The 24,165-nt window shown below is 70.1% G+C and carries 25 protein-coding genes and 1 tRNA gene; 8 read left to right on the top strand and 18 right to left on the bottom strand.

All coding sequences use genetic code 11. From position 1 onward, the window contains the following. Window positions 1–16: 16 nt before the first annotated feature. Entirely contained in the window at window positions 17–940 is a 924-nt protein-coding gene (locus ACWDSJ_RS15405) for a TIGR03564 family F420-dependent LLM class oxidoreductase (protein ID WP_450032455.1), read from the bottom strand. Window positions 941–1,110: 170 nt separating this feature from the next. Here ACWDSJ_RS15405 and ACWDSJ_RS15400 point away from each other — a divergent pair, with 170 nt between their 5' ends. Next, the gene (locus tag ACWDSJ_RS15400; RefSeq protein WP_450032453.1) at window positions 1,111–2,505 is read left to right on the top strand and encodes a metallophosphoesterase; all 1,395 of its coding nucleotides are present in this window, start codon (window positions 1,111–1,113) and stop codon (window positions 2,503–2,505) included. On the opposite strand, the gene ACWDSJ_RS15395 is transcribed toward ACWDSJ_RS15400, so the two are convergent. Further along, on the bottom strand, window positions 2,463–2,990 hold the full coding sequence (locus ACWDSJ_RS15395; RefSeq protein ID WP_450032451.1) for a hypothetical protein: 528 nt from the start codon (window positions 2,988–2,990) through the stop codon (window positions 2,463–2,465). The genes ACWDSJ_RS15400 and ACWDSJ_RS15395 overlap by 43 nt on opposite strands. Before the next feature lie 214 nt (window positions 2,991–3,204). Here ACWDSJ_RS15395 and ACWDSJ_RS15390 point away from each other — a divergent pair, with 214 nt between their 5' ends. After that, window positions 3,205–3,663, top strand: coding sequence for a DUF6194 family protein (locus ACWDSJ_RS15390; RefSeq protein ID WP_450032449.1), 459 nt, complete (start codon window positions 3,205–3,207; stop codon window positions 3,661–3,663). A 49-nt stretch (window positions 3,664–3,712) separates the two neighbouring features. Here the strand turns inward: ACWDSJ_RS15390 and ACWDSJ_RS15385 are convergent, their stop codons facing one another. Then, on the bottom strand, window positions 3,713–4,384 hold the full coding sequence (locus tag ACWDSJ_RS15385; RefSeq protein ID WP_450032447.1) for an NAD(P)H oxidoreductase: 672 nt from the start codon (window positions 4,382–4,384) through the stop codon (window positions 3,713–3,715). Between the two features lie 81 nt (window positions 4,385–4,465). Here ACWDSJ_RS15385 and ACWDSJ_RS15380 point away from each other — a divergent pair, with 81 nt between their 5' ends. Genes ACWDSJ_RS15380 through ACWDSJ_RS15370 form a run of 3 tightly spaced genes read left to right on the top strand, consistent with a single transcriptional unit; the run spans window position 4,466 to window position 6,736 of the window. Beyond that, on the top strand, window positions 4,466–5,386 hold the full coding sequence (locus tag ACWDSJ_RS15380; protein WP_450032446.1) for an AraC family transcriptional regulator: 921 nt from the start codon (window positions 4,466–4,468) through the stop codon (window positions 5,384–5,386). A gap of 8 nt (window positions 5,387–5,394) precedes the next feature. Beyond that, window positions 5,395–5,877, top strand: a complete 483-nt coding sequence (locus ACWDSJ_RS15375; protein WP_450032444.1) for a diadenosine tetraphosphate hydrolase — start codon at window positions 5,395–5,397, stop codon at window positions 5,875–5,877. 31 nt (window positions 5,878–5,908) lie between these two features. Further along, window positions 5,909–6,736 carry a hypothetical protein gene (locus ACWDSJ_RS15370; RefSeq protein WP_450032442.1) on the top strand — a complete coding sequence of 276 codons (828 nt, stop codon included), beginning with the start codon at window positions 5,909–5,911 and terminating at the stop codon, window positions 6,734–6,736. On the opposite strand, the gene ACWDSJ_RS15365 is transcribed toward ACWDSJ_RS15370, so the two are convergent. After that, window positions 6,728–7,303 (bottom strand): TetR/AcrR family transcriptional regulator, encoded by a 576-nt coding sequence (locus ACWDSJ_RS15365; protein ID WP_450032441.1) that lies wholly within the window; start codon window positions 7,301–7,303, stop codon window positions 6,728–6,730. The genes ACWDSJ_RS15370 and ACWDSJ_RS15365 overlap by 9 nt on opposite strands. Window positions 7,304–7,430: 127 nt before the next feature. Between ACWDSJ_RS15365 and ACWDSJ_RS15360 the strand changes: the two genes are divergently transcribed. Next, window positions 7,431–8,333, top strand: a complete 903-nt coding sequence (locus ACWDSJ_RS15360) for an alpha/beta hydrolase family protein (protein ID WP_450032439.1) — start codon at window positions 7,431–7,433, stop codon at window positions 8,331–8,333. A 63-nt stretch (window positions 8,334–8,396) separates the two neighbouring features. On the opposite strand, the gene ACWDSJ_RS15355 is transcribed toward ACWDSJ_RS15360, so the two are convergent. Further along, window positions 8,397–8,469: transfer RNA gene (locus ACWDSJ_RS15355), tRNA-Asn, on the bottom strand. A 77-nt stretch (window positions 8,470–8,546) separates the two neighbouring features. Continuing rightward, window positions 8,547–10,541, bottom strand: a complete 1,995-nt coding sequence (locus ACWDSJ_RS15350; RefSeq protein WP_450032437.1) for a CocE/NonD family hydrolase — start codon at window positions 10,539–10,541, stop codon at window positions 8,547–8,549. A 279-nt stretch (window positions 10,542–10,820) separates the two neighbouring features. On the opposite strand from ACWDSJ_RS15350, the gene ACWDSJ_RS15345 reads away from it, so the two are divergent. Beyond that, entirely contained in the window at window positions 10,821–11,066 is a 246-nt protein-coding gene (locus tag ACWDSJ_RS15345; RefSeq protein ID WP_387368916.1) for a hypothetical protein, read from the top strand. Here the strand turns inward: ACWDSJ_RS15345 and dnaG are convergent, their stop codons facing one another. The 12 genes from dnaG to ACWDSJ_RS15285 all read right to left on the bottom strand — a co-directional run bounded on the left by dnaG (window position 11,067) and on the right by ACWDSJ_RS15285 (window position 23,127). Then, on the bottom strand, window positions 11,067–13,007 hold the full coding sequence (gene dnaG / locus ACWDSJ_RS15340; RefSeq protein ID WP_450032435.1) for a DNA primase: 1,941 nt from the start codon (window positions 13,005–13,007) through the stop codon (window positions 11,067–11,069). Further along, on the bottom strand, window positions 12,988–14,262 hold the full coding sequence (locus ACWDSJ_RS15335; protein WP_450032433.1) for a deoxyguanosinetriphosphate triphosphohydrolase: 1,275 nt from the start codon (window positions 14,260–14,262) through the stop codon (window positions 12,988–12,990). Before ACWDSJ_RS15335 ends, dnaG begins: the two co-directional genes overlap by 20 nt. Next, window positions 14,259–14,951, bottom strand: a complete 693-nt coding sequence (locus ACWDSJ_RS15330; protein WP_450032432.1) for a YdcF family protein — start codon at window positions 14,949–14,951, stop codon at window positions 14,259–14,261. The genes ACWDSJ_RS15335 and ACWDSJ_RS15330 overlap by 4 nt, the downstream gene beginning before the upstream one ends. A 68-nt stretch (window positions 14,952–15,019) precedes the next feature. Then, the gene (locus ACWDSJ_RS15325) at window positions 15,020–15,715 is read right to left on the bottom strand and encodes an MBL fold metallo-hydrolase (RefSeq protein ID WP_450032430.1); all 696 of its coding nucleotides are present in this window, start codon (window positions 15,713–15,715) and stop codon (window positions 15,020–15,022) included. Window positions 15,716–15,738: 23 nt separating this feature from the next. Beyond that, window positions 15,739–16,932 (bottom strand): alcohol dehydrogenase catalytic domain-containing protein, encoded by a 1,194-nt coding sequence (locus tag ACWDSJ_RS15320; RefSeq protein ID WP_450032428.1) that lies wholly within the window; start codon window positions 16,930–16,932, stop codon window positions 15,739–15,741. 255 nt (window positions 16,933–17,187) lie between these two features. Beyond that, window positions 17,188–17,796 (bottom strand): response regulator, encoded by a 609-nt coding sequence (locus tag ACWDSJ_RS15315; RefSeq protein WP_450032426.1) that lies wholly within the window; start codon window positions 17,794–17,796, stop codon window positions 17,188–17,190. A gap of 44 nt (window positions 17,797–17,840) precedes the next feature. Then, entirely contained in the window at window positions 17,841–19,040 is a 1,200-nt protein-coding gene (locus tag ACWDSJ_RS15310) for a sensor histidine kinase (RefSeq protein ID WP_450032424.1), read from the bottom strand. 14 nt (window positions 19,041–19,054) lie between these two features. After that, on the bottom strand, window positions 19,055–19,804 hold the full coding sequence (locus tag ACWDSJ_RS15305; protein WP_450032422.1) for an ABC transporter permease: 750 nt from the start codon (window positions 19,802–19,804) through the stop codon (window positions 19,055–19,057). Between the two features lies 1 nt (window position 19,805). Next, complete coding sequence (locus tag ACWDSJ_RS15300) at window positions 19,806–20,699, bottom strand: ABC transporter ATP-binding protein (protein ID WP_450032420.1); 894 nt, start codon at window positions 20,697–20,699, stop codon at window positions 19,806–19,808. Window positions 20,700–20,774: 75 nt separating this feature from the next. Further along, the gene (locus ACWDSJ_RS15295; RefSeq protein ID WP_450032418.1) at window positions 20,775–21,089 is read right to left on the bottom strand and encodes a hypothetical protein; all 315 of its coding nucleotides are present in this window, start codon (window positions 21,087–21,089) and stop codon (window positions 20,775–20,777) included. 96 nt (window positions 21,090–21,185) lie between these two features. After that, the gene (locus ACWDSJ_RS15290) at window positions 21,186–22,106 is read right to left on the bottom strand and encodes an NADP-dependent oxidoreductase (RefSeq protein WP_450032416.1); all 921 of its coding nucleotides are present in this window, start codon (window positions 22,104–22,106) and stop codon (window positions 21,186–21,188) included. Between the two features lie 67 nt (window positions 22,107–22,173). Then, the gene (locus ACWDSJ_RS15285; protein ID WP_450032414.1) at window positions 22,174–23,127 is read right to left on the bottom strand and encodes an MBL fold metallo-hydrolase; all 954 of its coding nucleotides are present in this window, start codon (window positions 23,125–23,127) and stop codon (window positions 22,174–22,176) included. An 84-nt stretch (window positions 23,128–23,211) separates the two neighbouring features. Between ACWDSJ_RS15285 and ACWDSJ_RS15280 the strand changes: the two genes are divergently transcribed. Then, window positions 23,212–24,162 carry a LysR family transcriptional regulator gene (locus tag ACWDSJ_RS15280; protein ID WP_450032412.1) on the top strand — a complete coding sequence of 317 codons (951 nt, stop codon included), beginning with the start codon at window positions 23,212–23,214 and terminating at the stop codon, window positions 24,160–24,162. Window positions 24,163–24,165 lie beyond the last annotated feature (3 nt).

The raw sequence follows: 24,165 nt of genomic DNA, 5'->3' as shown, positions 1-24,165 counted from the left end.
GCGCCGTTTGCCCGGATCAGGATCGCGCCGCCAATTCGCCGAGCAGCCGCCAGGTGCGCGCCTGATCCGCCGGCCCGCCCAAATCCGTTTGCGCCACGAGCAATTCGGTCGCGCCCGCGTCCACATACGCGCGCAGGCCCCGCGCCACATGCTCCTCGTCACCGATCAGCGCCACGTCGGCGGCACGCTCGACGCCCTCGCGGTCGAGCACGGCGCGGTAGGACGGCACGCGCTCGTAGAAGGCCATCACCTCGGTGGCGTGCGCGCGGACCTCCTCGGGCCGGTCCGTCACCACGGTCACGACACCGGCGACGATCTGGAGCGGGCGCGCGGGCCGGGCCCGCTCGAGGTGGGGCACGATGTGCGAACCCAGCGTGCGCGGTCCGGCCAGCAGCGGCAGCACGCCGTCGGCGAGTTCGCCGGTGACGCGCAGCGCCCGCGGCCCCATCGCCGCGACCAGCAAGGGAATGTCCTGGCCGCCGTGCACGGTGGTCGGCATCGGCGGGTTCGCGCGCAGCCGTTCGCCCGCGAAATCGGCGCCGCCGTGCTCGATCAGCTCGCGCAGCGCGATCAGATACTCGCGCAGCCGCAGCACCGGCTTGTCCTCGTCGATGCCGAAGGCGGCCGATTCCGTTGCCGGAGCGCCCAATCCGAGCCCGAGCCGGAAGCGGCCACCGGTGGCGGCCTGCACCGTCTGGGCCTGACCGGCGACCACGATCGGATGGCGCGGGTTGATCGGCACGATCGACGTCCCGACGCCGAGATCCGGGACGGCGTGGCCGACGACTCCGGCCAGCACGAGCGAGTCGAGATCGAAACGCTGACCGAACCACACCGACCGCAGCCCGGCCGCGCGGGCCGCGCGCGCCTGCTCGATCACATCGGTCACGTCGTTTTCCACGCCCACGCGGGGCCACAGCGATACGCCGAGAGGAACCATGCCCGTGCGAACCCGTAGCGGGCCAGGACGATTCCCGTGGTCGCGACAACTGCCGCTCACCTGCGGGTTTCTCACTATTCAGCGCGCGGGGCCGAGCCGTCACGCGCAGGGAATCCCGCGTTCAATCCGCGGCCCTACCGTCGAGGGGACGAACCTGGGCGGAGGTCTTCATGCTGAACGCGCGGCTGCGAACCGTGTGGCTGGCGAATGTGGCGACGGCGACCGCGGCGGTGGCCGTGGGCGCCGGACCACTGCGGCCGCATCTGGCACATCGCGTCGAAACCGTTGGGGCGCGGCATCATTCGATGATCGCCATGGACCTCGAGGTGGTGACGGTGACGGATCGCTCGGTGATCCTGACCTGGACCACCCGCGAGCGCGACCGCGCGGGCCGGCTGCGGCCGGTGCCCACCGACACCGAGGTCCGCATCGCGCCCGCGGACGTCCTCGGACCGGCACGGCAGTGCTTCCACGACACCCGGCCCACGCCGTTCCACTACGCGGAGATCGACGGGCTCGAACCCGGGCGGTCGTATCGGTTCGAGGCGTATTCGGCCGGGCAGCGCGCGGTGTCCTCGCGGACCCTGGTGACGCGGCGGGCCGGATCACCGGAGAGCACAGGCGTTTTCACCACGCTCACGCCGCCGCCGGGGCGGCTGCTGCGCACCCTGGCCCTGGCCAACGATCTGCATGTCGGCGAGCGGTCGAGCGGGCTGCTCATGGCCGGGCTGCCGACGGGTCTGCGGCACGACGGCGCCGACCATCCCGAGCTCATGCTCGACTCGCTGCTGTCGGATCTGCGGCTGCCGGATCGCGGTGCGGACAACCTGATCGTCGCGGGCGATCTCACCGACACCGGCACATTCGAGCAGTGCGCGGCGGTGCGGCGACATCTGGACGGTTGGGGCGCGCTCGGTCGCGACTACTTCGTCTGCCGCGGCAATCACGACGCGCCGCAACCGGACGACCACTGGGGCACGGCGTTCCACCGCCGTCAGCGCCTGACCGAGCACACCGTGGGCGGGCTGCGCCTGATCGGGCTGGACACCACCCGCCTGCGCGGTTCCGGCGGCACGATCGTCGCCCCGCAGCTGGACCATCTGCGCGAAGTGCTGGCCGGGGATCCGGATCGCCCGACGCTGGTGTTCGGCCATCATCCGGTGACTTCCTCAGCGGCCGTGAGCAATCCGGGCGGTCCCGGTTTCGTGCTGGACCGGGTGACCGCCATGCGTCTGCAAGCCGCCTACCGCGGCGCGCCCGGGGTGTTCCTGCATCACAGCGGGCACACCCATCGCAATCGGCTGGGGCGGCCCGACGACGGCATCGAGGTGGAATTCCTCGAGGTGGCCGCCGCCAAGGAGTACCCGGGCGGCTACATGCTGCTGCGCCTGTACGAGGGCGGCTACATGGTGAACTTCTACAAGACCCGTACCGACGCCGCACGCCGGTGGAGCACCCGCACCCGGCGGCAGTACTTCGGCCTGCATCCCGATCACGCGCTCGGCGGCTGCCACGACCGCAATCACGTTGTGCTGCGCGACTTCTCGGGCCTGGCCCCGGCCTGACCCGCACCCACCAGCACACCCCCCGTCGCCTCCGCCACGAGGTCGAGCACCCGCCCACACGACGGCAACCGCGGCGGCCCCGCGATCGGCTCACACGCCCAGCGCCACCCGAAGCCGTGATCGGACATCGGCATGAGCACGCGGTAGCCGGGGGCGTGCACGATCACGGCCGGGTCTCGTGGTGTCCGCGGCGACGTCCGACCCGGCGGCCCCGGTACGAGCGCATTGTGTACCCGAGGCGCCTGATCCGGCGGACCCGGCGCGACGAGGAAGGTCCACGCGGTCTCGCGCGGGTTCGCGACCACCGGTGACCGCTCGTCGAGCAGGGTGAGCACGCGGTCGCCGAGATCGACGGGCATGGTCACCGCCCCGATGCCGGGGCCGCAGGTCACCGCCGGGCGGGCGGCGACGAATTCGATCGGCAATCCGTAGCGGCACCGCAGCAGATACGCGACATCGGCAGGGGTGTAACAGGATTCGAACATCGAGCGCCTCCCGGAGCACCAGGTCGTCGGATGGCCCATCCCACCACAGCGGCATTGCCGATTCGTTGCCGAATATTTCCGCCAGATTGCTCTTGAAACGGTTTCGTCCGGTATTTGAGGGTTCTTGCCCATGATTCGCGCTTTCTGCTGTGAAAGTTCCAATAAACACTTCAATGAGACGATTGAAGGGGGTTTTCGACAAGGAAGGGACGGCATGAACGCCGACGAGATGAAGCGACACATCACCACGAGCTACGCGGGCCTCCGGGTGGCCGAACATCTCGGGGACACCTTCTTCATCTTCGACCCGGACGGCGACCTGCCCCCGAACTTGCAGATGCCGTTCGCGACCCTGGTGACCGGGGACAACTACGACGCCGTCTCCGCGCTGGGCGACGGCTCGTACCGGCTCAATCTCGGATTGCCCCGCGACCGGTACATCGCGTTGTTCGGCCCCGCCCCCGGCCACCGGGACGAAAACGGCGTCTACGACACGGGTTTCGACTACGCCGCCCGAGATGTGCTGATGCCGCACCCGGTGTACGCCGGGCAGAACTGGGTGACGGTGGTGAATCCCGATGCGGCGACGCTGGATTCGGCCCTGGCGCTCGTGGCCGAGGCGTACGACTTCGCCGCCCGCAAGCACGCCAATCGGGAGGCGCGGCGGGGCTGAGGACCGGTCACGCTCGGGCGGGGAGCGGCGCGGCGAGGCTGATGGACGGTCACGCTCGGGCGGGGAGCGGCGTGGCGAGGAACTCGTCGACGATTTCGGCTGCGCGCCGGTCGAATTCGGCGTAGTGCGCGTCGCGTTCCGCCCCGGCCACGGCGTCGCCCACCACGAGGGTGCCGTCGGCGGCGAGGGTCTGCGGCCGTTCCTCCGCGTCGGGCAGCAGACCCACGGTGGACCGCTCGAATCCGCAGTAGTAGGCGATGCCGTCGTTCAACTGGTTCTCGAGCACGTGCCGCATGGGCTCGACGACGGCGTCCGCGGCGGTGGCCCCCGCCAGGCCCAGCCAGAGGATCCGCTTCCCGGCGAGCCGAGGCTTGCTGCGCCCGTACGCGAACCCGTAGTTCCACACCCGGTCGATCCAGCCTTTCAGTACCGCGGGCACGCTCATCCAGTACACCGGGAACACCGCGACCACCCGATCCGCGGCGAGCAGCCGGGCCATGTGCTCCCGCGCCTCGGCGGAATAGACCTTCTCCCGGTTCCCCCAATCGGGTTGGTCCTCGATGGTCATGCGCGGATCGAAGCCCTCCCGATGCAGATCGAGCAGGTCGACGCGGTAGCCCTCGGCCTCCAGGCGGGCGACCGTGCGGCGGGCGATGTGCGCGGTCAGCGAGTCCGACCGGTGATGGGCGAGTACGACGAGCGCGGTTCCGTTGTTCTCCATGTGTCCAGTACAGCGAGCCCCGCGTGGACGATCCATGGGAGAAAAGCTCCGATGCATAGGAGTTCGTCTACGCTGGACGCGGTGGATCCCTTGAGCTCCCTGTTGAACGGCCTGCGCGCCGAGGGTTCGGTGGCCAGCCACGCCGTGCTGCGCGCCCCCTGGACCCTCCGCTTCGCCGACCGCGCACCCCTCACCATGGTGACGGTCCTGCACGGCGGCGGCACCCTGATCCTCGCCGATGGCACCGAACACGTTGTCCGCCAAGGCGATACGGCCGTGGTCCGCGGCCCCTCCCCCTTCCACCTCGCCGACAGCCCCGCCTCCCTGACCGGCCCGCACGAAGCGTACGAGATCTCCTGCTTCGTGGACGACCCCGACTGCACCGCCCACCACCTCGACGGCATCCACTGGGGCGCCGCCCCCGAGGACACCACCGCCCTGATCGTCGCCGCCTACCGCACCTCCGGCCACCGCCCCGACCGCCTCCTGCGCGCCCTCCCCCCGATCCTGACCGTCACCGACGACCCCGAGATCTGCGACTGGCTCGAATCCACCGCCACCGACGCCACCACCCGCACCCCCGGCTCCCAAGCCCTCATGGACCGCCTCCTCGACTGGGCCCTCGTCTGCACCCTCCGCACCTGGTTCGCGGGCCCCGACGCCCCCGACTGGATCCGAACCCTCACCGACCCCGTAGTAGGCCCGGCCCTCGAGGCCATCCACGCCCACCCCTCTTCCCCCTGGACGGTCGCCTCCCTGGCCGCCCACGCCGGAGTCTCCCGCGCCCTGTTCGCCAAACGCTTCACCGCTTTGATGAACCAACCTCCACTGACCTACCTCACCGAACTCCGCATGGAGGAAGCGACCACATTGCTCCTCGACACGAACATGACCATCGCCCAGATCGCACGAGCGGTAGGCTACGCGGACCCCTTCGGCTTCAGCGCGGCATTCAAACGCTGGAAGGGCCACAGTCCCAGCGCTTTTCGACTCACCGCCTGAACGGCTCGATGATGCCCAGCGACTTCCGAGCCGACCGAATCGGCAGCGCCCTGCGCGGCGAGAACCCGACCGTCCTCCGCAGACTGACCGCGGGCTTCGCCGTCATGGGAGACGTGCAATTCCTGCCCGGCTACTGCGTTCTACTCGCCGACGACCCCGCCGTTCAACGCCTCTCCGACCTCCCCAAGGCCAGACGACTCGCCTACCTGAACGACATGGACGACCTCGGCCAGGCCGTGGAACACGCCTGCGCGAGTCTGGACCCGGCTTTCCGTCGGGTGAACCTGGAGATCCTGGGCAATGCCGATCACTTCCTCCACGCACACATCTGGCCCAGATATGATTGGGAGCCAACGGAATTGCGCACCCTGCCGGTGTGGCTGCGCCCGTGCGCGGACTGGGCCGACCCGCAGTACGCCCTCGGCCCCGAGCACGACACGTTGCGACACGCCATAGCGGAAGCACTGGATCGGGTGCGCGGAACCGGCTGAAGAGACCGCTCGCATCATCGAGAATCGAGGCATGGCTGAGTTGATGCTGACGGCGGAGCGGCGCGAGGAACTGGCCGCGCTGCTCGAGGACCAGGATCGGCTTCGGGGTGAATTTCCTACGGTCGCAGAGTATTTGGATACGGCGTCGATGCTCCCGGGGACGGGGGACGATCGGGCGGATAGGGCGTTCGACCTTCGGTTGGTGCACTTTATGACCGGTGGTCGGGTGGTGAGTGCGAACCCGTACTGGGAGATTGTGGAGGCTTCGGTTTCCGACCGAAGGGAGCGGCGGGTGGTCGATGGAGGACGCGCGAATGGCAGTGCGCGGCTTGGGTTTGCGCAGACCGTTCTGCAAGGGGCGTACGCGTATGCCATCCCTGCGCCGGAAACCATCGGCTGGGTCGCGGGCCTCTGTCGAGGGCGACGGGTCGTCGAACTGGGTGCCGGGCGAGGGTATTGGGCCACGCAGTTGGCCGCGGCGGGGGTGGCGGTCGCGGCGTTCGATGCCGAGCCTCCGGACCGCGCCGAGAACCTCTCGTTCCGAGGAGCGCCGGACCAACCGGACGTCTGGCACCCGGTCGACGGCCTCGACCGACTCGGCCGCACCGGCCCGGACGACGTCCTGTTCCTGTGCTGGCCCCCGGGCTGGGGCAATCCGATGGCTTCCCGCGCCCTCGCCGAGTTCGAATCGACCGGCGGCCACACCCTCGTCTACATCGGAGAACCCAAGGGCGGCAAGACCGCCGACGACGCCTTCTTCGACGGACTCGCGCGGCGCTGGAAACTGGCGGCCGAGGATTCGGACTTCGTCTCCTGGTGGAATCTCGCCGACCGCGCTCAATGCTGGCGACTACGGTGAGCTGAGGCCGTCGAGGAGCACGCCGACCATGTGCCGAGCGCGGTAGTCGGGAAAGGTGTCGGCACCGATACACAGGTTGCCGATCGCGACCATCAGGTCCAGGGCTCGGACGTCCGCGCGGATGCGGCCCGCGTCGACGCCCGCGCGCAGCAGTCGGTCGAGGACGGGCACCAGGCGCTCCACGAATTCGGCGTGCAGGCTTTCGAATCCGGCCTGGTCGGAGTGCAATGCCTCGGCCAGACCGTGCTTGGTGACGAGGAATTCGGTGAACCGGTCCACCCAGGACCGCAGGGCCTCGTCGGGGGTCGCGGCGGCTTCGGGGGGCTCGGCGAGCGCGTCGACCTGATGCCGGAAGACGGCGACCACCAGATCGGGGCGGGTGGGGAAATGCCGGTACACCGTCCCCATGCCGACCCCCGCCTCGGCCGCGATATCCCGCACCGGAGCGTGGACGCCGCTGCGCGCGAAGACGGTCGCGGCCGCGTCGAGCAGGGTCTGCGCGTTCCGGCGCGCGTCGGATCGCTTGCGCCGACCGTCCCCGTCCCGCGCCGCATCGGCCGATGACATGACGCAACCTCCCACCTTGCCAAGCGGAGCAACGCTCCGTATGTTTGAAGCGGAGCGGCGCTCCGGAACTATTCTCCCAGACCGCCGCCCGATCTCACCAGCACCCCGCCAGGAAGGGCACGCGCCCATGAATCCCCTCGCCCCCGCATCGCCCGTCATCTCGGTCGCGCCCATCACGGTGACCACCCCCGATCGCACCATCCCGGTCCGCGTCACCGCCCCGCTGTCCGGCGACCGACTGCCGCTGATCGTCTTCTCGCACGGCATGACCATGACCATGGACGACTACGCCCCACTGGCCGGATTCTGGGCCGCACACGGATTCGTCGTCATCCAGCCCACCCACCTCGACTCGCTCGGTCTCGCCCCGGACGACCCCCGCGCTCCCCTCGTCTGGCGTCTCCGAACAGACGATCTGACCACCGTCCTCGATAACCTCGACACCATCGAGGCCACGGTCCCCGGCCTGAGCGGTCGCGTCGACCACGAACGCATCGCGGTCGCCGGACACTCGTGGGGCGCGCAAACCGCGAGCACCGTCGCGGGCGCCCGGGTCGTCACCGACGGCACACCGGGCGAGAGCATGACCGACCCCCGCGTATCGGCCGCGGTCCTGCTGAGCCTCCCCGGCTCCGGCGGCCCCGACCTCTCCCCCATGGCCGCCGAACACTTCCCGTTCATGAACCCCGATTTCACAGACCTGAAGACCCTCAGCCTGATCGTCGCGGGCGACCACGACCGATCACCACTGACCGTGCGCGGCCCGGACTGGTTCACCGACGGCTACCACCTCGCCCCCGGCGCCACCGACCTGCTCACCCTGTTCGGCGCGGAACACGGCCTCGGCGGCATCCAGGGCGCTCACGACACCCGAACCACCGACGAGAGCCCGGCGCGCGTCGCCCTGGTCCAACAAGCCACGGCGGCATACCTTTTGACAGCGTTGGGCGTGAATGAGGTTGCGTGGCAGGACTTTCGAACGAGCCTGAGGGAAACGAACGACCCCCTGGGCCGAATCGACTCGAAATAGCTGGAACGCCAAGGAAATACGAACGGCCCGCTACCATGCGCACTGGTAGGGGGCCGTATGACGCTCCCCCATCTGGACTCGAACCAGAAACCTGCCGATTAACAGTCGGCTGCTCTGCCAATTGAGCTATAGGGGACTGCCTGGCCCGTTCCGTACCGGGCGGGCCGAGGTGAAACTTTAGCGTATCGGGCGGGAGGGGCCCAAATCGGGGGTCTAGCTGGGGGAATGCAGGGGGATGGTGAGGGTGGTGGGGTGGGTGGGGTCGTGGAGGATGTCGAGGGTGGAGCCCAGGAGGGTGGGGATCGCGGGGAGGGGGGCGAGGGTGGAGGGGAAGTTGCCGGTGGTGAGGCGCAGGCGGAGGCGGTGGCCGGGGAGGAGGCGGTAGTAGGTGGGGCGGAGGCGGAGGTCGACCTCGATGATCTCGCCGGGCGGGAAGGGGGTCACCGCGGCCGAGGAGAGGTCGTGTTCCGGGGAGTAGACGGTGCCGTCGTCGGTGCGCCAGGTCTTGGCTTCGTCGAGGGTGCGCAGGGTGCCCAGTTGGGCGCCGCCGGTGATCTCGGCGGAGGTGCCGTCGGGGGCGACGTCGTCCAGGTGGGCTTGCAGGGCCGCCTCGGGGGCGCTGGAGCGGAGGTAGGCGTGCACGGCGCCGGGCCCGGCCACGAGGGTGTCCGCTGCCACGGGTTCGCCGACGTAGGCGATGCCGGACGCGGGGCCGACCTGTCCGGCGGCGCAGGGGTCGTTCACGTCGAACAGGTTCAACACCAGTTGCAGCACCCCGGCCGTCCACTGTTCGAAATTGTCTCTGTTGCAGACGTTCTCGACGGGCGAGTAGGGGAGCCGGTCCGGTTCACCGGACGGCGAGCCGCCCAGCGTCCCGGAGCCCAGCGCGAGACTCGTCGGCCGCGCGAACCCGAACGGGTAGGCGTCGGTGTTCGCCCCGGCCCCGGTCTGATCGAGCACATGCAATGTGCCCTCGGGCCGATCGATCCCGTTGTCGACGCCCTTGAGCCAGTGGTCGAACCACGCGATCGTCACCGGATCCGTATCGAGCCGCGCGTACGGGCCCGCCCCCATTCCGACGTGATACCAGGGCCCCATCAACACCTGGAACCGCGGATCGGTCGGCGCCCCGGCCGTCATCGGCCCGTACTGCGGGCGCCCGGCGGCCAGGTTCTGCAACTGCGCGTAGTTCTGGAAAGCGCCGTCCTGGTACAGATCCCAGATCCCGTCCACGAAGTACGTCGGAATGTCGTTGTCCACCAAGGCATGGAGGCCCGGCCCGAAGTCGCGGGCGGTCCACCACGAATCCTTGTGCGCGTACGTCCCGTTCCCGTACCCCTCCACGAGCTTCGCCAGCGGACTGTCCGGCGAGGCCAGCGCGGCCCGCAGGTGATCGAACAACGCCTGCACGGCCACCTGCGGTGTCAGCGGCAGATTCAACATCGGTCCCAGCACGCCCAGGAACTCGACGGCCGGAATGATCGCCGTCAACAGAATCGGGCTGAACATGCCGTCATGACTCGCGACGTGCTTGAACACGTCGTTGGGCACCGTGAACATCATCATCGCCTTCAACGGCGACCCGGGACGGCTGCGCTCCGCGGTCAACATCCCCGACACACCGGGGAACGAGTACCCGAACATGCCCACGGCCCCGCTCGAACCGGGCAGCCGCGCGGCCCAGTCCACTAGTTCCACACCGTCCTGTCCGTCGCGCGGTGAGGCCGGATCCCACTCCCCCGTCGACGAACCCGTCCCCCGCACATCGGCGATCACCTCGATGTACCCGCGCCGCACCAATTCGTCCTGGGTGCTCATCCCTTGGTGCGCAATGCGATTCAGATCCGCCAGTTCGTCCGGCAGCCGCACCCCCAGACTGTCCAACGCGCCGCGCACCGCGCCGAGCACCGCCGCGGTGATGACACCGTTCAATCCCACATACGTCGTGTAGTCGACGATCACCGGGAACGGTCCCGCCGCGCGCTGCCCGGTCACGGGATCGGTGGGGTAGCGCACGGTCGCCGTGAGCCGCGTCCCGTCCGCGAGCGGCACGACCTGTCCCGGATCCACACCGATCCCGTACGCGGGCGCGGGCGGCGAGTAGCCGGCCGGAATCCCCACGCCCGCGGGCGCGGTCGCCGGCGGACCGATCAGCGGGACCGCCACCGCCGCGGGCGTCGACAGCAACACGCCGATAGCGATCGCCACACCGGCGAGTCCTCGTCCGCGAATCACGTTGGCCTCCAGTCCCGTCGACACCCGAACGTGATTCAGCACACAGCACAGGACCCGGCGGCGTCCATCGCCAAACTCATGAATCCGGCCGACGGGTTTCGTGCACCGTGCATATCTCCGGCGTCACGGCACCTGTCGGACCCCTCTGGCATCCTCGGAAACCCGGGGCGAACCCGGGGCCTGAATCGACAGCCCGCGCACGCGTCGGGCAGGATGTACGGCGCGGACAGCTACTGGGAGGAGCCCAAGAATATGCTGCGGTTGATCATCGGCGTCGCAGCCGGTTACGTGCTCGGAGCCAAGGCGGGTCGCGCCCGCTACGAGCAGATCAGCAAGACCACCCGCGCGATCACCAGCAGTCCCGTCACTCGCAAACTCGTCATGGTCGGCCGGCAGAAGCTGTCGGACCGGCTGAGCACGCAGCCGCGGCTCGAGCCGATGGAACCCATCGACGAGCGCACCACCGTGCTGGTGCCGCAGGATCAGCTGCGCCGCTGATCAGGCGGGCGCGAAGTCGTCCGAGTTGCCCATGGCCTGCGCGAGCAGGCTCTTGCGGTACTGCTCGAGCGCGACCAGATCGCCGAACAGCGCCATGTAGGCGTCCGGCTCCTCGGTCGAGGACACCCGCTGCAACCTCGACTTCAGTTCCGCGATCTGGCGACCCACCCACGCCTCCTGGGTCCGGGCGAGCACACCGGAGACGAACCGGCGGATGTCGTCGAGCGATTTCACCGGCAACTGCTCCACGGCCAGCTCGGACACCAGCGCGCGCAGCGTGAGATCGTCGGTGTGATCGCTGACCCGCGAAACCCATTCCGCCCCACCCAATCCGGCGGCCGTCCCCCCGGCCTCGAGGATCGCCGAGCGCACCGCGACATAGGCGGGATGGGTGAACGCCTCCCGATCCAGCGAATCGAACACCGGCCCGGCCAGCGCCGGATACTGCAACGCCGCCGCGAGCGCCTGCCGCTGCGGCAGCAGCACCGGATCCTTCGGATTGGGCCGCGCGGCGACGTGCTCGGAAGCCTTGCCGTCCAACATGTCCGGCGCACCGGACCGCGCGGGCCGCGCCGGAGCGCCGTTGCGCACCCGCCGCGCCTCCTCGCCGACCCGGCGCACCACCTGATGCTCGTCCGGCCAGCCCACCAGCGCCGCGACCTTGAGCCCGTAGGCCTTGCGGTGCACCGGATCCTTGATCTGCGCCACCAGCGGCACCGCCTCGCGCAGCGCCTGCACCTGCTTGTCGGGGCCCATGTCCTTGCGCACCGGATCGTCGTAGTACTTCTCGACGATGCCGCGAATCGCGAACTCGTACAACGGAACCCGCCGCGCGACCAGATCCTTCAGCACGGTGTCGCCGGACCGCTGCCGCAGTTCGCACGGGTCCTGACCGTCCGGCGCGACCGCGATGTAGGTCTGCATGGCGATGCGCTGATCGCCGGAGAACGCCTTGAGCGCCGCGGCCTGCCCGGCCTCGTCGCCGTCGAAGGTGTAGATGATCTCCCCGCGCATCCACGTGTCGTCCATCAGCAACCGGCGCAGCACCGCCAGATGCTCGTCGCCGAAGGCCGTACCACAGGACGCCACAGCGGTTTTCACACCCGCCAGATGCATGGCCATCACATCCGTGTAGCCCTCGACCACCACCGCCTGATGGCTCTTGGCGATCTCGCGCTTGGCCAGATCCAGCCCGAACAGCACCTGAGACTTCTTGTACAGCACCGTTTCCGGCGTATTGATGTACTTGGCCGTCATCTGGTCGTCGTCGAACAACCGCCGCGCGCCGAAGCCGATGACATCGCCGCTGAGATTGCGGATCGGCCACAGCAATCGGCGATGGAACCGGTCGATCGGCCCGTGTCTGCCCGGTTTGGACAGCCCCGCCGCCTCCAGCTCCTTGATGTCGAAACCGCGGCGCAGCAGATGCTTGGTGAGGCTGTCCCAGCCGCCGGGGGCGAAACCGCAGCCGAAGTGCCGGGCCGCGGCGGCGTCGAAGTTCCGCTCGGTCAGGTAGTTCCGCGCCGCGGCGGCCTCTGGCTCGGCGAGCTGGGCCACGTAGAACTCGTGCGCGGCGGCGTTCGCGGCGACCAGCCGCGAGCGGGTGCCGCGATCGCGCTGCACCGAGGTGCCGCCGCCCTCGTAATTGATCTTGTATCCGATGCGGTCGGCCAGCTGCTCGACCGCCTCTACGAAGCCGATGTGATCGATCTTCTGGAGGAACGCGAAGACGTCGCCGCTCTCGCCGCAGCCGAAGCAGTGGAAGTGGCTGTGGTTCGGGCGCACATGGAACGAGGGCGACTTCTCGTCGTGGAAGGGGCACAGGCCCTTCAGCGAGTCGGCCCCGGCGCGCTTGAGCGCCACGTACTCACCCACGACGTCCTCGATGCGTACGCGTTCACGAATTGCCGCGATATCGCGATCAGGGAGTCGTCCGGCCACGATCACCGAGTCTAGCCGCCACCCGCTCGAGGCGGCTCTCGGTGTAGGAGGCGATCTGGTCCACCACCACCCGCACTCGCGCGGTGTCGTCGCCCGCCTCCTCCCACCAGGGCAGCAGCACCGGATCCAACCCGTCCGGCGCGACGGCGAGCAGGTGCGCGGCGACCCGGTGGACGCGGTCGCGTTGATCGGCTTGGCGCTGGCGGTGTTCCGGATCGGACATGACGTAGCGCAGCGCGACGGTCTTGAGCACCGCGACCTCCGCGGCCACGATGCGCGGCACCTCGAGGTCGGCCCCGTAGCGGCACAGGCTGCGACCGCCCCACGCCTGCCGGGTCGCCTCCACGGCGGCGGTGGCGAACCGGCCGACCAGATCGCTGGTGAGTCGCTTGAGCGCGACCGAGGCGCGCAGCGTGCCGTCGTATCCGGCGGCCGCTGCGATGACCGGCAGCCCGGACAGCCGTTCGGCCGCGGCGACGAGATCGTCGATGGTCAGCCCCGGATGCTGGGCGTGGCCGAGCGCCGCGAGCGCGGACTGTTCGGCGGGATCGGCCAAGGCGCGCAGGTCGATTCGGCCCGCGATGACGCCGTCCTCGACGTCGTGCACCGAGTAGGCGACGTCGTCGGACCAGTCCATCACCTGCGATTCCAGGCACTGCCGCCGGTCCGGCGCGCCCTTGCGCACCCAGCCCAGCCGCTCCAGATCCACCTCGTACGCGCCGAATTTGGTCGCGGATTCGGTTCGGCCCCACGGGTATTTGACGCACGCGTCGAGCGCCGCGCGGGTGAGGTTGAGTCCGAAGCTCTCGCCCGTCGCGTCGAACACCTTGGGTTCGAGCCGGGTGAGGATACGCAGGTTCTGGGCGTTGCCCTCGAATCCGCCGTGCGCGTCGGCGAATTCGTCCAGCGCGCGTTCGCCGTTGTGGCCGTAGGGCGGATGCCCGATGTCGTGGGCGAGCCCGGCCAGATCCACCAGATCCGGGTCGCAGCCCAGCCCCTCGGCGATGCTGCGGCCGATCTGGGCGACCTCGAGCGAGTGGGTGAGCCGGGTGCGCGGGGTGTCGCCCTCGCGCGGACCCATGACCTGCGTCTTGTCGGCCAGTCGGCGCAGCGCCGCCGAATGCAGCACGCGGGCGCGGTCGCGGGCGTAGTCGCTGCGCCGGGCGGGACAGGGCGACCAGCTCAGGCCCGCGGTGTCGGAGTTCTCCGGCACCATGCGTTCGCGGTCCTGGTCGATGTAGTCGGCCAAAGTCATTGCTCCGCGGTGTATTTGAAGTCGGCGGAGACGTGGGTGATCTGATACCACAGCAGCGCACCGGTTTCGCGCGCGATCCCGTGCGCCTGCGATTCGCGGGTGTAGACGGCGGGGCCGGTGCGGGTGGGTGCGGTCCACGCCTGTAATCCCGCGTCCCGCGCCATGGTTCGGGTGCGCAGCGAATGCCAGGGGTCGCTGACCAGCACGGCGGAGGACAGGTCGCGGGCGCGCATGGCGTCGGCCACGGCCTCGATGCTCTGCAAGGTGTCCGATCCGGTCTCCACCGCGAGGAGGTGGTCGGCGGGCACGCCGCGATCGCGCAGGTAGTTCCGCCCCGAGGCGGCCTCGGTGTAGTTGTCGCCGACCTGTTTGCCGCCGACCGTGATGACCAGCGGCGCAACGCCTTTGGTGTACAGGTGGTACGCCTGCGCGAGCCGGGCCTCGAACACCGACGAGGGCGTGCCGTCGTACTGCGCCGCGCCGAGCACCACGATCGCGTCGGCGTGCGAGTAGTCGTTGATCCGTGCCACCTGCCATACCCGAAAGGCGGTGCCGCCCACCACCACGACGCCGAACAGGAGGGTTCCGGCGATCAACCGGCGAATCCAGCGCAGCACCGGCGATCCCGGCCGGGTCGAGCCGGATGCGGCGCTGCGGACAGGCACGGGTCGGGTCGGAGCGGACGACATGACCCGAGTCTGCCAGGATTCGGTCACGCCGGGATTGCGGTGATCCGGGCGCGATCCGCGACCGGTGGTCACCAACCGCGCTGCCGCCACTCGGCCAGGTGCGGGCGTTCGGCGCCGAGGGTGGTGTCGTCGCCGTGGCCGGGATAGACGGCGGTGTCGTCGCCGAAGCGGTCGAACAGTTTGCCGGTCACGTCGGTGTAGAGCGAGTCGAAATCCTCCGGCGAGGTGGTGCGGCCCACACCGCCGGGGAACAGGGAATCGCCGGTGAACAGGTGTACCCGGCCGTCGCCGTCGGTGAGGGCCAGCGCCACCGAACCCGGGGTGTGCCCGCGCAGGTGGATGACCTCGAGGTCGAGTTCGCCGACGCGCACCGAATCCCCTTCGGCCAGAACGCGTTCCGGCCGTACCGGCAGCGGTTCGGCGTCGAGGCCGTGCGCGGCGGTGGGCACGGCGGTCTCGGCGGCGACCTTCTCCAGACCCTGCCAGTGGTCGAAATGCTGGTGGGTGGTGAGGATCAGGCGCAGCCGGTCCGGCGTCTCCTGCCGGATCAGCTCGAGGATGCGGTCCGGTTCGTTGGCCGCGTCGATCAGCACCGCGTCGCCGGACGCGGTGTCCTGCACGAGGTAGACGTTGTTGTCCATCGGGCCGACCGACATCTTCACGATGCGCGCGCCGGGCACGTCCCGCTGCTGGGGGTTCTCGCCCGGTGCGACGTGGCCGGTGTAGGGACGATCGATCGTGATCACGGTTTCGATGGTAGTCATGCGCACCGACACGGGTCCCGGCGTCAGGTGGCCAGGGCGGGATCCAGCACGATCTTCACCGCGCCGTCGGCCTTGCGCTGGAACATGGCGTACGCCTCGGGCGCGGCGGCCATCGGGAGCCGGTGGGTGGCGAAGTCGTCCACGCCGAGCGGATCGTCGTCGTCGAGCAGCGGCAGGATGTCGTCGATCCAGCGTTTGACGTTGGCCTGGCCCATGCGCAGTTGGATCTGCTTGTCGAACAGCACCTTCATCGGCATCGGATCGACCATGCCGCCGTAGACGCCCGACAGCGAGATGGTGCCGCCGCGGCGCACGATGTCGATCGCGCTGTGCAGCGCAGCCATCCGGTCCACACCCGCGGTGTCGATCACCTTGCGCGCCACCGCGTCCGGCAGCAGCGACGCCGACAGCTGCGCCGCCGAGGCGATCGGGGAGCCGTGCGCCTCCATGCCGACCGCGTCGATCACCGAATCGGTGCCGCGCCCGTCGGTCATCTCCCGGATGATGTCGCCGACGGGGGCGTCGACGGCCGACAGGTCCACGATCTCCACGCCGCGCGCGGCCGCGCGGGCCAGCCGTTCGGGCACCAGGTCGACGCCGATGACGCGGTACCCGCGGTGCCGCGCGACCCGGGCCGCCATATCGCCGATCGGGCCGAGGCCGAGCACGGTCACCGAGCCGCCGTCGGGGATCGCGGCGTATTCCACGGCCTGCCAGGCGGTCGGCAGCACATCGGACAGGAACAGATAGCGGGTGTCCTGCGGGCCGTGCGGCACCTTGACGTGGGTGAAGTCCGCGTGCGGCACCCGCAGGTATTCCGCCTGCCCGCCGGGCACCTGGCCGTAGAGTTTGGAGTAGCCGAAAAGCGCCGCGCCCGAACCGTATTCGCGGACCTGGGTGGTCTCGCACTGGCTGGGCAGCCCGGTGCCGCACATGTAGCAGTGGCCGCAGCTGATGTTGAACGGCACGACGACGCGGTCCCCCGGGGCGAGATCGGTCACGCCCGGCCCCGTCTCCTCGACGATCCCGATCGGCTCGTGCCCCAGAATGTCGCCCTCACTCATGAAGGCCCCCAACACCTCGTACAGATGCAGATCGGACCCGCAGATGGCAGACGAGGTCACCTTGATGATCGCGTCCGTAGGCTCCTCGATCTTGGGATCGGGAACCTCGTCGACCGACACCTTCCGCCGCCCCTGCCACGTCACTGCCCGCATACGCACTCCTCATCCGTGGGTTGTCCCTGCGCACTACCCGGCGGGCGGAGAGGAAAACAGCGGGCTACAGCCAGCCCAGGCGTTCGGCGGGCGGACGGCCTCGGCGCGAGGGGCGCTATGCCCGGCCCCGGTGTTCGACGCGACTACCTCGGCGGGGCCAGCCACAGCCAGGCCGGGGTTCGACCCGCACTGCCTCGCCGCGCGGAGCTATAGCCAGCGCAGGGGTTCGGCGTGCATTGCCTCGGTGCGGGGGCGCTACAGCCAGCCCAGGCGTTCGGCGGTGCGGACGGCCTCGGCTCGGGTGCGGGTGCCGGTTTTGCCGATGGCGGCGGAGAGGTGGTTGCGGACGGTGCCCTCGGAGAGGTGGAGGCGGGCGGCTATGGCGGCGGCGGTGGAGCCGTCGGCGGCGGCGGAGAGGACCTCGCGTTCGCGGGCGGTCAGGGGGGAGGTGCCGGAGGTGAGGGTTTCGGTGGCCAGCGCGGGGTCGACCACGCGCAGGCCCATGTGGACGCGGCGGACGGCGTCGGCCAATTCCCTTGCGGGCGTGTCCTTCACGAGGAAACCGTCGGCCCCGGCATCGATGGCGCGCCGCAGGTAGCCCGGGCGCCCGAAGGTGGTCACCATGAGGATTCGCACACCCGGGTGCGCCGCGTGCAACTGCCCCGCGACCGCGATCCCGTCCATCCCCGGCATCTCCACATCCAACAGCACGACATCGGGCCCGGTCCGCTCCACCGCGGCGAGCACCTCGTCCCCCCGCCCCACCTCGCCCACCACCTCGAGATCGGACTCCAACCCGAGCAACGCGGCCAGCGCCCCACGCACCAGCGCCTGATCATCGGCGAGCAACAGCTTGATCGTCATCGCCCACAGACGATAGCGGCGTGCCCGGCAGTCGCGCTCACGGCTCAGGGGGCGAGGGTTGCGCGCAAGCGCACACCTCCGCCGGACCGCGTGGTGATTTCGAGGCTGCCGCCCGCGGCGCGGACGCGTTCGCGGAGGCCCGCGAGGCCGTTGCCGGAGGGGGTGGTGTCGGGCAGGCCCACGCCGTCGTCGGTGATCTCGATCGTGGTGGGGGTGACGCGGACGGTGCAGTGGTGGGCCTGGCTGTGGCGGACGATATTGGTGACGGCCTCGCGCAGGACCCAGCCGAACAGGATGCTCTGGCGCGGCGGCACGTCGACCGAGTCCGGGAGGTCGGCGTCGATTTCGCTGGCGTGCAAGGCCGTTCGCGCGGTGGCGAGTTCGGCCGCCAGCGACATCTCGCGCAGACCGCCGACGGTTTCGCGGACCCCGGCGAGGGCTTCGCGGGCGAGGCGTTCGACCTCGGCGATCTCGGCCTTGGCGCGGGCGGGGTCGAGGTCGACCAGGCGCCCGGCCAGTTCGGTTTTCACGGTGATGACGGTGAGTGAGTGACCGAGGATGTCGTGGACGTCGCGGGCGACGCGATTGCGTTCCTCGACGATGGCCAGTTCACCCTGCTGACGACGGGCCAGCTCGCGTAACCGCTTGCCGCGCTGGCCGATCTCGCGACCGAACCAGATGCCCACGGGCACCAGGCACACCAGCAGCAGGCCGCCGCCGATGTGCAGGCCCGGCACGGTCACGGCCAGCAGCACGGTCGCCGTCACCACGATCAGCACCACGTAGCCGGACTGCCGGCTGGGCAGCACCATGATGGCCACCGCGGCGACGTACATGGTGGTGGGAAAGGCGGTGGGCCCCAACGTGGTCAGCAACGCGACGCTCAGCACCGACATCGCCGCCAGCAGCAGCCACAATCGGTGGTCCACCGGATCGGGTTCGGCCAGCACGTCGTCGTCGGCGCGACGGAACAGCGCGAAGGTGATCACGATGAGCGCCAGCAGCGCGATCGCGGCCGCGGCGGCCACACCGCCGCGCACCCGATGCCCGGCGCCGAGGTGACCGCTGATCGGCCCGATGAGGTACACCAGCCACGCCACCGCCAGGAACGCCCCCCACCCCGCCCGCCGCCAGCGGCTCGGCCGGACCGGGTCGGCGGCGGCCCGATCCAGCAGCCGCGAGACGACATCGAGGACATGGACGCGTTCCAGCCCGCGGGGGTCGAGGGATGATCGGCCGGTCACGAGCGGACGCTACCTCAGCGCGCCGTGTCGCGGCGGAACAGGTACGCGGCTCCCCCGCCGAACACGGCCGTCCACACCACGACATTGACCAGCGCGATCCCGATCGACCCGAGACTCTCCTGCCCCATCGGCAGCCGCGCGAGCGTGGCGATGCCATTGGTGGGGAAGATCCGCGACACCGTCTCGAACCAGCCACTGGGCGGCACGAACAACCCGCCGCCGAAGCCCAGCGCCGCCAGCGCCAACCCGAGCAGCTGCATGACGTTCTCCGCGGGCAGCAGATAGCCGAGGAACAGACCGAAGGCCGCGAACACCAGCGACCCCACCCAGGACAGCACGAAACAACTCACCCACGCCACCGGCGTCAGCCGCGCCCCGAAGATCGCGCCGAGCGTGAAAACCGCTGTCACGGAGAGCAATCCGAGCACCATGGCGACCATGACCTTGGTGGCCACATAGGTGACCGGCCGCAGCGGGGTCAGCCGCAACTGCCGGTTCCAGCCGTGCCCGCGCTCCACCGCGACGATCGCCCCGCCCGACGCGGTGGCGAACATCGCGCCGTAGACGGCCATCGAGATCATCAGATACGCGGTGAGATTGCCGGACCCGTACGCCTCGCCGCGATACGAGGAGTTGGTGCCCACGGCGACGAACACCACCGCGGGCATGATCAGGGCGAAGATGCCGGTGCGCTTGTTGCGCAACATCCGGCGCAGCTCCAGGCCGAGGAATTCGGTGCTGAAGCCGCCGAGCGCGGTGTGCATATCAGTGTCCTCCGGTCAGGGTGAGGAAGGCGTCCTCGAGATTGCGGCCGGTGACCTCCAGGTCGACGGCCGCGGTGGCGTGCAGCAGATAACGGGCGACGGCGTCGGAGTCCTTGGTGTGCACCAGGATTCGGTCACCCCTCGTTTCGACCGAATCCACCCCGGGCAGCGCGAGCAGCCGTTCGCGGTCCGCGTCCGGCAGGGTGGCGCTCACCACGCGGCCGGAGGCGAGGTTCTTGATCTCGGCGGCGCTGCCGTCCGCCACGACGGTTCCGTTGCGCACCAACACGATTCGATCGGCGTAGGCGTCGGCCTCGTCCAGGTAGTGGGTGGCGAACAGCACGGTGCGGCCCGCCCGCGCGTCGGCGCGGATGGCGTTCCAGAAGTCGCGGCGGCCCTCGACGTCCATACCGGTGGTCGGCTCGTCGAGCACGAGCAGATCCGGATTGGGCAGCAGTGCCAGCGCGAACCGCAGCCGTTGCTGTTGTCCCCCGGAGCATTTGCCGACCATGCGCTCGGCGATGTCGTCGATTCCCGCGCGCAGCAACACCTCTCGCGCCGGGCGGGGGTTCGCGTGCAGGCAGGCCACCAGCCGCACCGTCTCGGCGACGGTGAGGTCGGGCAGCAGCCCACCCGATTGCAGGACGGCCGAGACCCGGCCCGCGGCGATCGCGCGGTCCGGCGGGCCGCCGAACAGCGCGACGTGTCCGGAGTCGGGCCGCAGCAGGCCCAGCAGCGTGTCGAGGGTCGTGGATTTGCCCGCGCCGTTGGGGCCGAGGAAGGCGACGACCTCGCCCGGCGCCACGGTCAGGTCGAGGCCGTCCACCGCCCGCACGATTCCGGCCGGGGTGCGGAACGCCTTGGTGAGCCCTCGTATCTCGATGGCTGATGTCATGCCTACGACTCTCGCGCGTCGCGGCTGGGCACGCCTCGCTCAAGCGTCACGATGCGACCATGACAACTGTCACGGTCACGCCTCCCACCTACCCCCGACCAGCTGCCCCCGAGAGGCGTTGCGCCGCAACCGCGCCCGGCGGACCCGCCGCCGCACCGGCGGGATCGCCAGCAGCGGGGCCGCCAGCGCGGCCAGCAGATTCAGCACGGCCGTCGCGATCTCGGCCAGGATGTTGACGACCACGACCAGCAGGCACGCCACCGCGGGCTGCGCGAACAGCGCGGCCGACGCCCACGCTCCCGCCTGCGCGGCCGCGATCGCGGCGGCCCCGGTGAGCATCATGCCCGCCAGCGCCGCCAGCGCGACCCAGAAGTCGAGGAGCCGACGCACCACCACTCCCTCGACGTGCCAACACCTTTCGCGGACACCCTACCGCCCGGAAGGAACGCTCATCCATTTCCTGGATGTGAACGTTTGTCCCACAACTCAGGGCCGCAGCACGATCTTGCCGTGGGTGTGGTCGCGTTCGAGTTCGCGGTACGCCGCGCGTACCGCGGTGAGCGGGTAGGTCGCCGCGATGGGGATCTCGAGGGTGCCCGCGGCGGCCAGGTCGGCCAGTTCGGCGAGCACGTCGATGGTGTCGGCGGCGGCGTTGCCCTCGGACTTCACGCCGTACTTCTCGACGGCGGGGAAGTCGATGATGGTGTTGATGCGGTCCGGTTTCACGCCCAGTTCCAGGGCGAGTTCCACGTAGCCGGAGCCGTAGGTGTCGATGAAGGCGTCGATGCCGTCGGGGGCGGCGGTGCGCAGGCGTTCGGCCAGGCCCTCGCCGTAGGCGATCGGGGTGACGCCGTGGGCGCGCAACCAGTCGTGCTTGGCGGGTCCGGCGATGCCCAGCACGGTGACGTCGCGAGCCCGAAGCAGTTGCACCACAATCGATCCCACGCCGCCGGACGCGCCGGACACCGCGATGGTCTCCCCCGCCTCGGGGCTCACCGCGCGCACCGCGGCGAAGGCGGTGGTGCCCGCGACGAACAGCGCGCCCGCGATGTCCCAGGACAGGTCCGCGGGTTTGGGGGTGACCTGCTCGGCGGGCACCACGACGTGGGTGGCGTGGCTGGCCCGGTTGTTGGTGAAGCCGAGCACCTCGTCACCGACGGCGATGCCGCTCACCCCGTCGCCGAGCGCGGCCACCCGGCCCGCGAAATCGGTGCCCTGGCCGGAGGGGAAGGTCGCGGGCCAGCGGTCGTGCAACAGGCCCGCGCGAATCTTCGACTCGCCCGGATTGATCCCGGCGGCGACCACGGCCACCAGCACCTCCCCCGGGCCGGGCGCCGGATCGGGCACCTCGACCACGTTCAGCACATCGACGTCACCGTACTCATCGAACCGGACCGCGTGGGCCATACCGCACCTCTTCCGTTCGGGACTCTTTGTCGGTGGCGAACGACCGCGACGACACGGATATTTCCGGTCAGGGGGTGAGAGTCTCCAGATGATCCAACACGACGAAGCGGCTGCCGGGACTCGCCGCGGTCACGGCCCGGCGCAACGGTTCCAGGCCGCCGGCGTCGCGGGCGGGTTCGCTCAGCGGAAGATCGAAATCGTCCCAATGCGTCGGCACCACATAGCGCGGATTCCCGAGCGTGCGCAGCAGGCGGGGCACGTAGTCGCGGATCAGGGTGCCGCCCGCGGGCAGCAACAGCACATCCGGCCGCAGCCCGGCGAGTTCGGATTCGATGTAGTTGGCGCCGCCGAAGTTCAGCACGCCGACCGCGCCCATGGTGACGTGGTAGGCGAGCGTGCCGCCCTCGACCAGATCGCTGATCACCTGGGGCCGTGGCCAATTCGTCGCGCCGAGGCCGGGTCTCGTTCCGGGATAGGCGATCTGGGCGCGCGGGCCGGTCATGGAGTGCAGGGAACGCAGCACGCGGACGCGGTAGCCGTCGAAGGCGAGGTCCTCGCCGCCGGTCGCCAGGGCGAGCTGTTTCTCGGGCGCGCCGAGCGCGGCCATCAGGTTCAGGTGGGTCTCGGTGCCGAGCACGGTGGCCCCGGTGCGCTGGGCGATGTAGGGCACGTCGGTGAGGTGGTCGTAGTGGCCGTGGGTGACCAGGATGTGGTCGGCGCGCAGGCGGCCGGAGTCGACATAGGAGTCGATCAGGGCGGTGTCGACCGAGATCGGGGTTCGCGGGTCGGCGCCCGCCGGGGTGTAGGTGCCGGTGTGGAAGCGGGTGAGCCACGGGTCGATCAGCACGGTCTTCGTGCCGTCGGTGATCTCCCACCCGTTGTTGCCCCACCAGCGCACGGTCACCGTGGAACCGGCCGCCGGTGCCGGGGTCGTCGCGCTCGGTCCGCGGCGCTCGACCGCGCATCCGGCGGCCAGCACCGCCGCCGCGCCGAGCAACCCTCGTCTGCTCACACTGCTCATGCCGGGCACGACATCACGGCCACCGGGCCGCTGTCCAAGATCAACCGCTCGATCTTCCGATATCGGAACCGATATCGTCGCAGCGTGGACCCCCTGCGCAAGCTCCGCTACTTCGTCGCCGTCGCCGAGGAATCGCATTTCGGCCGGGCCGCGGAACGTCTCGGCATCGCCCAGCCGCCGCTGAGCCAGCGCATCCGCGAACTGGAGCGGGATCTGGGCGCACGGCTGTTCGACCGCGGCCGCACGGTCACCCTCACCGAGGCCGGGCAGGTCCTGCTCGCCGAATCCCGCGACCTGCTCGCCCGCTGGGATCGGACGGTCGCCCTGGTGGGCCGCGCGCATCGCGGCGAGACGGACGCGCTGCGCGTCGGGGTGCCGCCGGACCTGGCCGGACGGACGCTGGCCGCGCTGCTGACGGCCTTCGAGCGGGCGCGTCCGGAGGTGCGGCTGGATCTACAGGAGTTGACGACGACCGAACAACTGGCCCTGCTCGCCGAGCGGCAACTCGACGCCGGGCTGCTGGAGCATCCGGTGGATGTGACGGGTCTGCGGCTGGGCCCGGCGATCGACACCCCGCTGGGTGTGGTGCTCCGCCGCGAATCGCCGCTCGCCTCGAAAACCGAACTGGCCCTGAGTGATCTGGCCGGGCACGGCCTGGTCATGCCGCCCCGCGCCGCCGCTCCCGGACCCTACGACGCGATTCTGCGCATCTGCTGGGAACAGGGCTTCCGGCCCGGTCGGGTGGTGCACGCCCGGAATCCGGAATTCGTTCTGGGACTGGTTCTCTCGGGCCACGGCGTCGCGTTCGAACAGGGGACGGTCGCGCGCAAGGAGGCCCGGGTGGTGTGGCGCCCGCTGCGCGACGAACCCGTGCGCCGCCGCCTGTCCCTCGCCTGGCCGACGGCCGCGCCGCATCCTGCCGCATCGGGTTTCGCGGAGTTGATCGTGGAAGTCCTTGGCGCGGACGGGGTTTCGCGACCAGTACCGGCAGGAGACGACGTGCGGCCGTGGCAGGTGCTGGTCGAGCGGCGGTGATGC

The sequence above is a fragment of the Nocardia sp. NPDC003482 genome, from assembly GCF_053588115.1.
This window is presented reverse-complemented; position numbering and strand designations above follow the sequence as displayed.

Excerpts from the sequence above, each read along its gene's own strand:
- ACWDSJ_RS15405 (WP_450032455.1), bottom strand. The coding sequence starts at position 940 with ATGGTTCCTCTCGGCGTATCGCTGTGGCCCCGCGTGGGCGTGGAAAAC.
- ACWDSJ_RS15400 (WP_450032453.1), top strand. The coding sequence starts at position 1,111 with ATGCTGAACGCGCGGCTGCGAACCGTGTGGCTGGCGAATGTGGCGACG.
- ACWDSJ_RS15395 (WP_450032451.1), bottom strand. The coding sequence starts at position 2,990 with ATGTTCGAATCCTGTTACACCCCTGCCGATGTCGCGTATCTGCTGCGG.
- ACWDSJ_RS15390 (WP_450032449.1), top strand. The coding sequence starts at position 3,205 with ATGAACGCCGACGAGATGAAGCGACACATCACCACGAGCTACGCGGGC.
- ACWDSJ_RS15385 (WP_450032447.1), bottom strand. The coding sequence starts at position 4,384 with ATGGAGAACAACGGAACCGCGCTCGTCGTACTCGCCCATCACCGGTCG.
- ACWDSJ_RS15375 (WP_450032444.1), top strand. The coding sequence starts at position 5,395 with ATGATGCCCAGCGACTTCCGAGCCGACCGAATCGGCAGCGCCCTGCGC.
- ACWDSJ_RS15370 (WP_450032442.1), top strand. The coding sequence starts at position 5,909 with ATGGCTGAGTTGATGCTGACGGCGGAGCGGCGCGAGGAACTGGCCGCG.
- ACWDSJ_RS15365 (WP_450032441.1), bottom strand. The coding sequence starts at position 7,303 with ATGTCATCGGCCGATGCGGCGCGGGACGGGGACGGTCGGCGCAAGCGA.
- ACWDSJ_RS15360 (WP_450032439.1), top strand. The coding sequence starts at position 7,431 with ATGAATCCCCTCGCCCCCGCATCGCCCGTCATCTCGGTCGCGCCCATC.
- ACWDSJ_RS15345 (WP_387368916.1), top strand. The coding sequence starts at position 10,821 with ATGCTGCGGTTGATCATCGGCGTCGCAGCCGGTTACGTGCTCGGAGCC.
- ACWDSJ_RS15335 (WP_450032433.1), bottom strand. The coding sequence starts at position 14,262 with ATGACTTTGGCCGACTACATCGACCAGGACCGCGAACGCATGGTGCCG.
- ACWDSJ_RS15330 (WP_450032432.1), bottom strand. The coding sequence starts at position 14,951 with ATGTCGTCCGCTCCGACCCGACCCGTGCCTGTCCGCAGCGCCGCATCC.
- ACWDSJ_RS15325 (WP_450032430.1), bottom strand. The coding sequence starts at position 15,715 with ATGACTACCATCGAAACCGTGATCACGATCGATCGTCCCTACACCGGC.
- ACWDSJ_RS15320 (WP_450032428.1), bottom strand. The coding sequence starts at position 16,932 with ATGCGGGCAGTGACGTGGCAGGGGCGGCGGAAGGTGTCGGTCGACGAG.
- ACWDSJ_RS15315 (WP_450032426.1), bottom strand. The coding sequence starts at position 17,796 with ATGACGATCAAGCTGTTGCTCGCCGATGATCAGGCGCTGGTGCGTGGG.
- ACWDSJ_RS15305 (WP_450032422.1), bottom strand. The coding sequence starts at position 19,804 with ATGCACACCGCGCTCGGCGGCTTCAGCACCGAATTCCTCGGCCTGGAG.
- ACWDSJ_RS15300 (WP_450032420.1), bottom strand. The coding sequence starts at position 20,699 with ATGACATCAGCCATCGAGATACGAGGGCTCACCAAGGCGTTCCGCACC.
- ACWDSJ_RS15290 (WP_450032416.1), bottom strand. The coding sequence starts at position 22,106 with ATGGCCCACGCGGTCCGGTTCGATGAGTACGGTGACGTCGATGTGCTG.
- ACWDSJ_RS15285 (WP_450032414.1), bottom strand. The coding sequence starts at position 23,127 with ATGAGCAGTGTGAGCAGACGAGGGTTGCTCGGCGCGGCGGCGGTGCTG.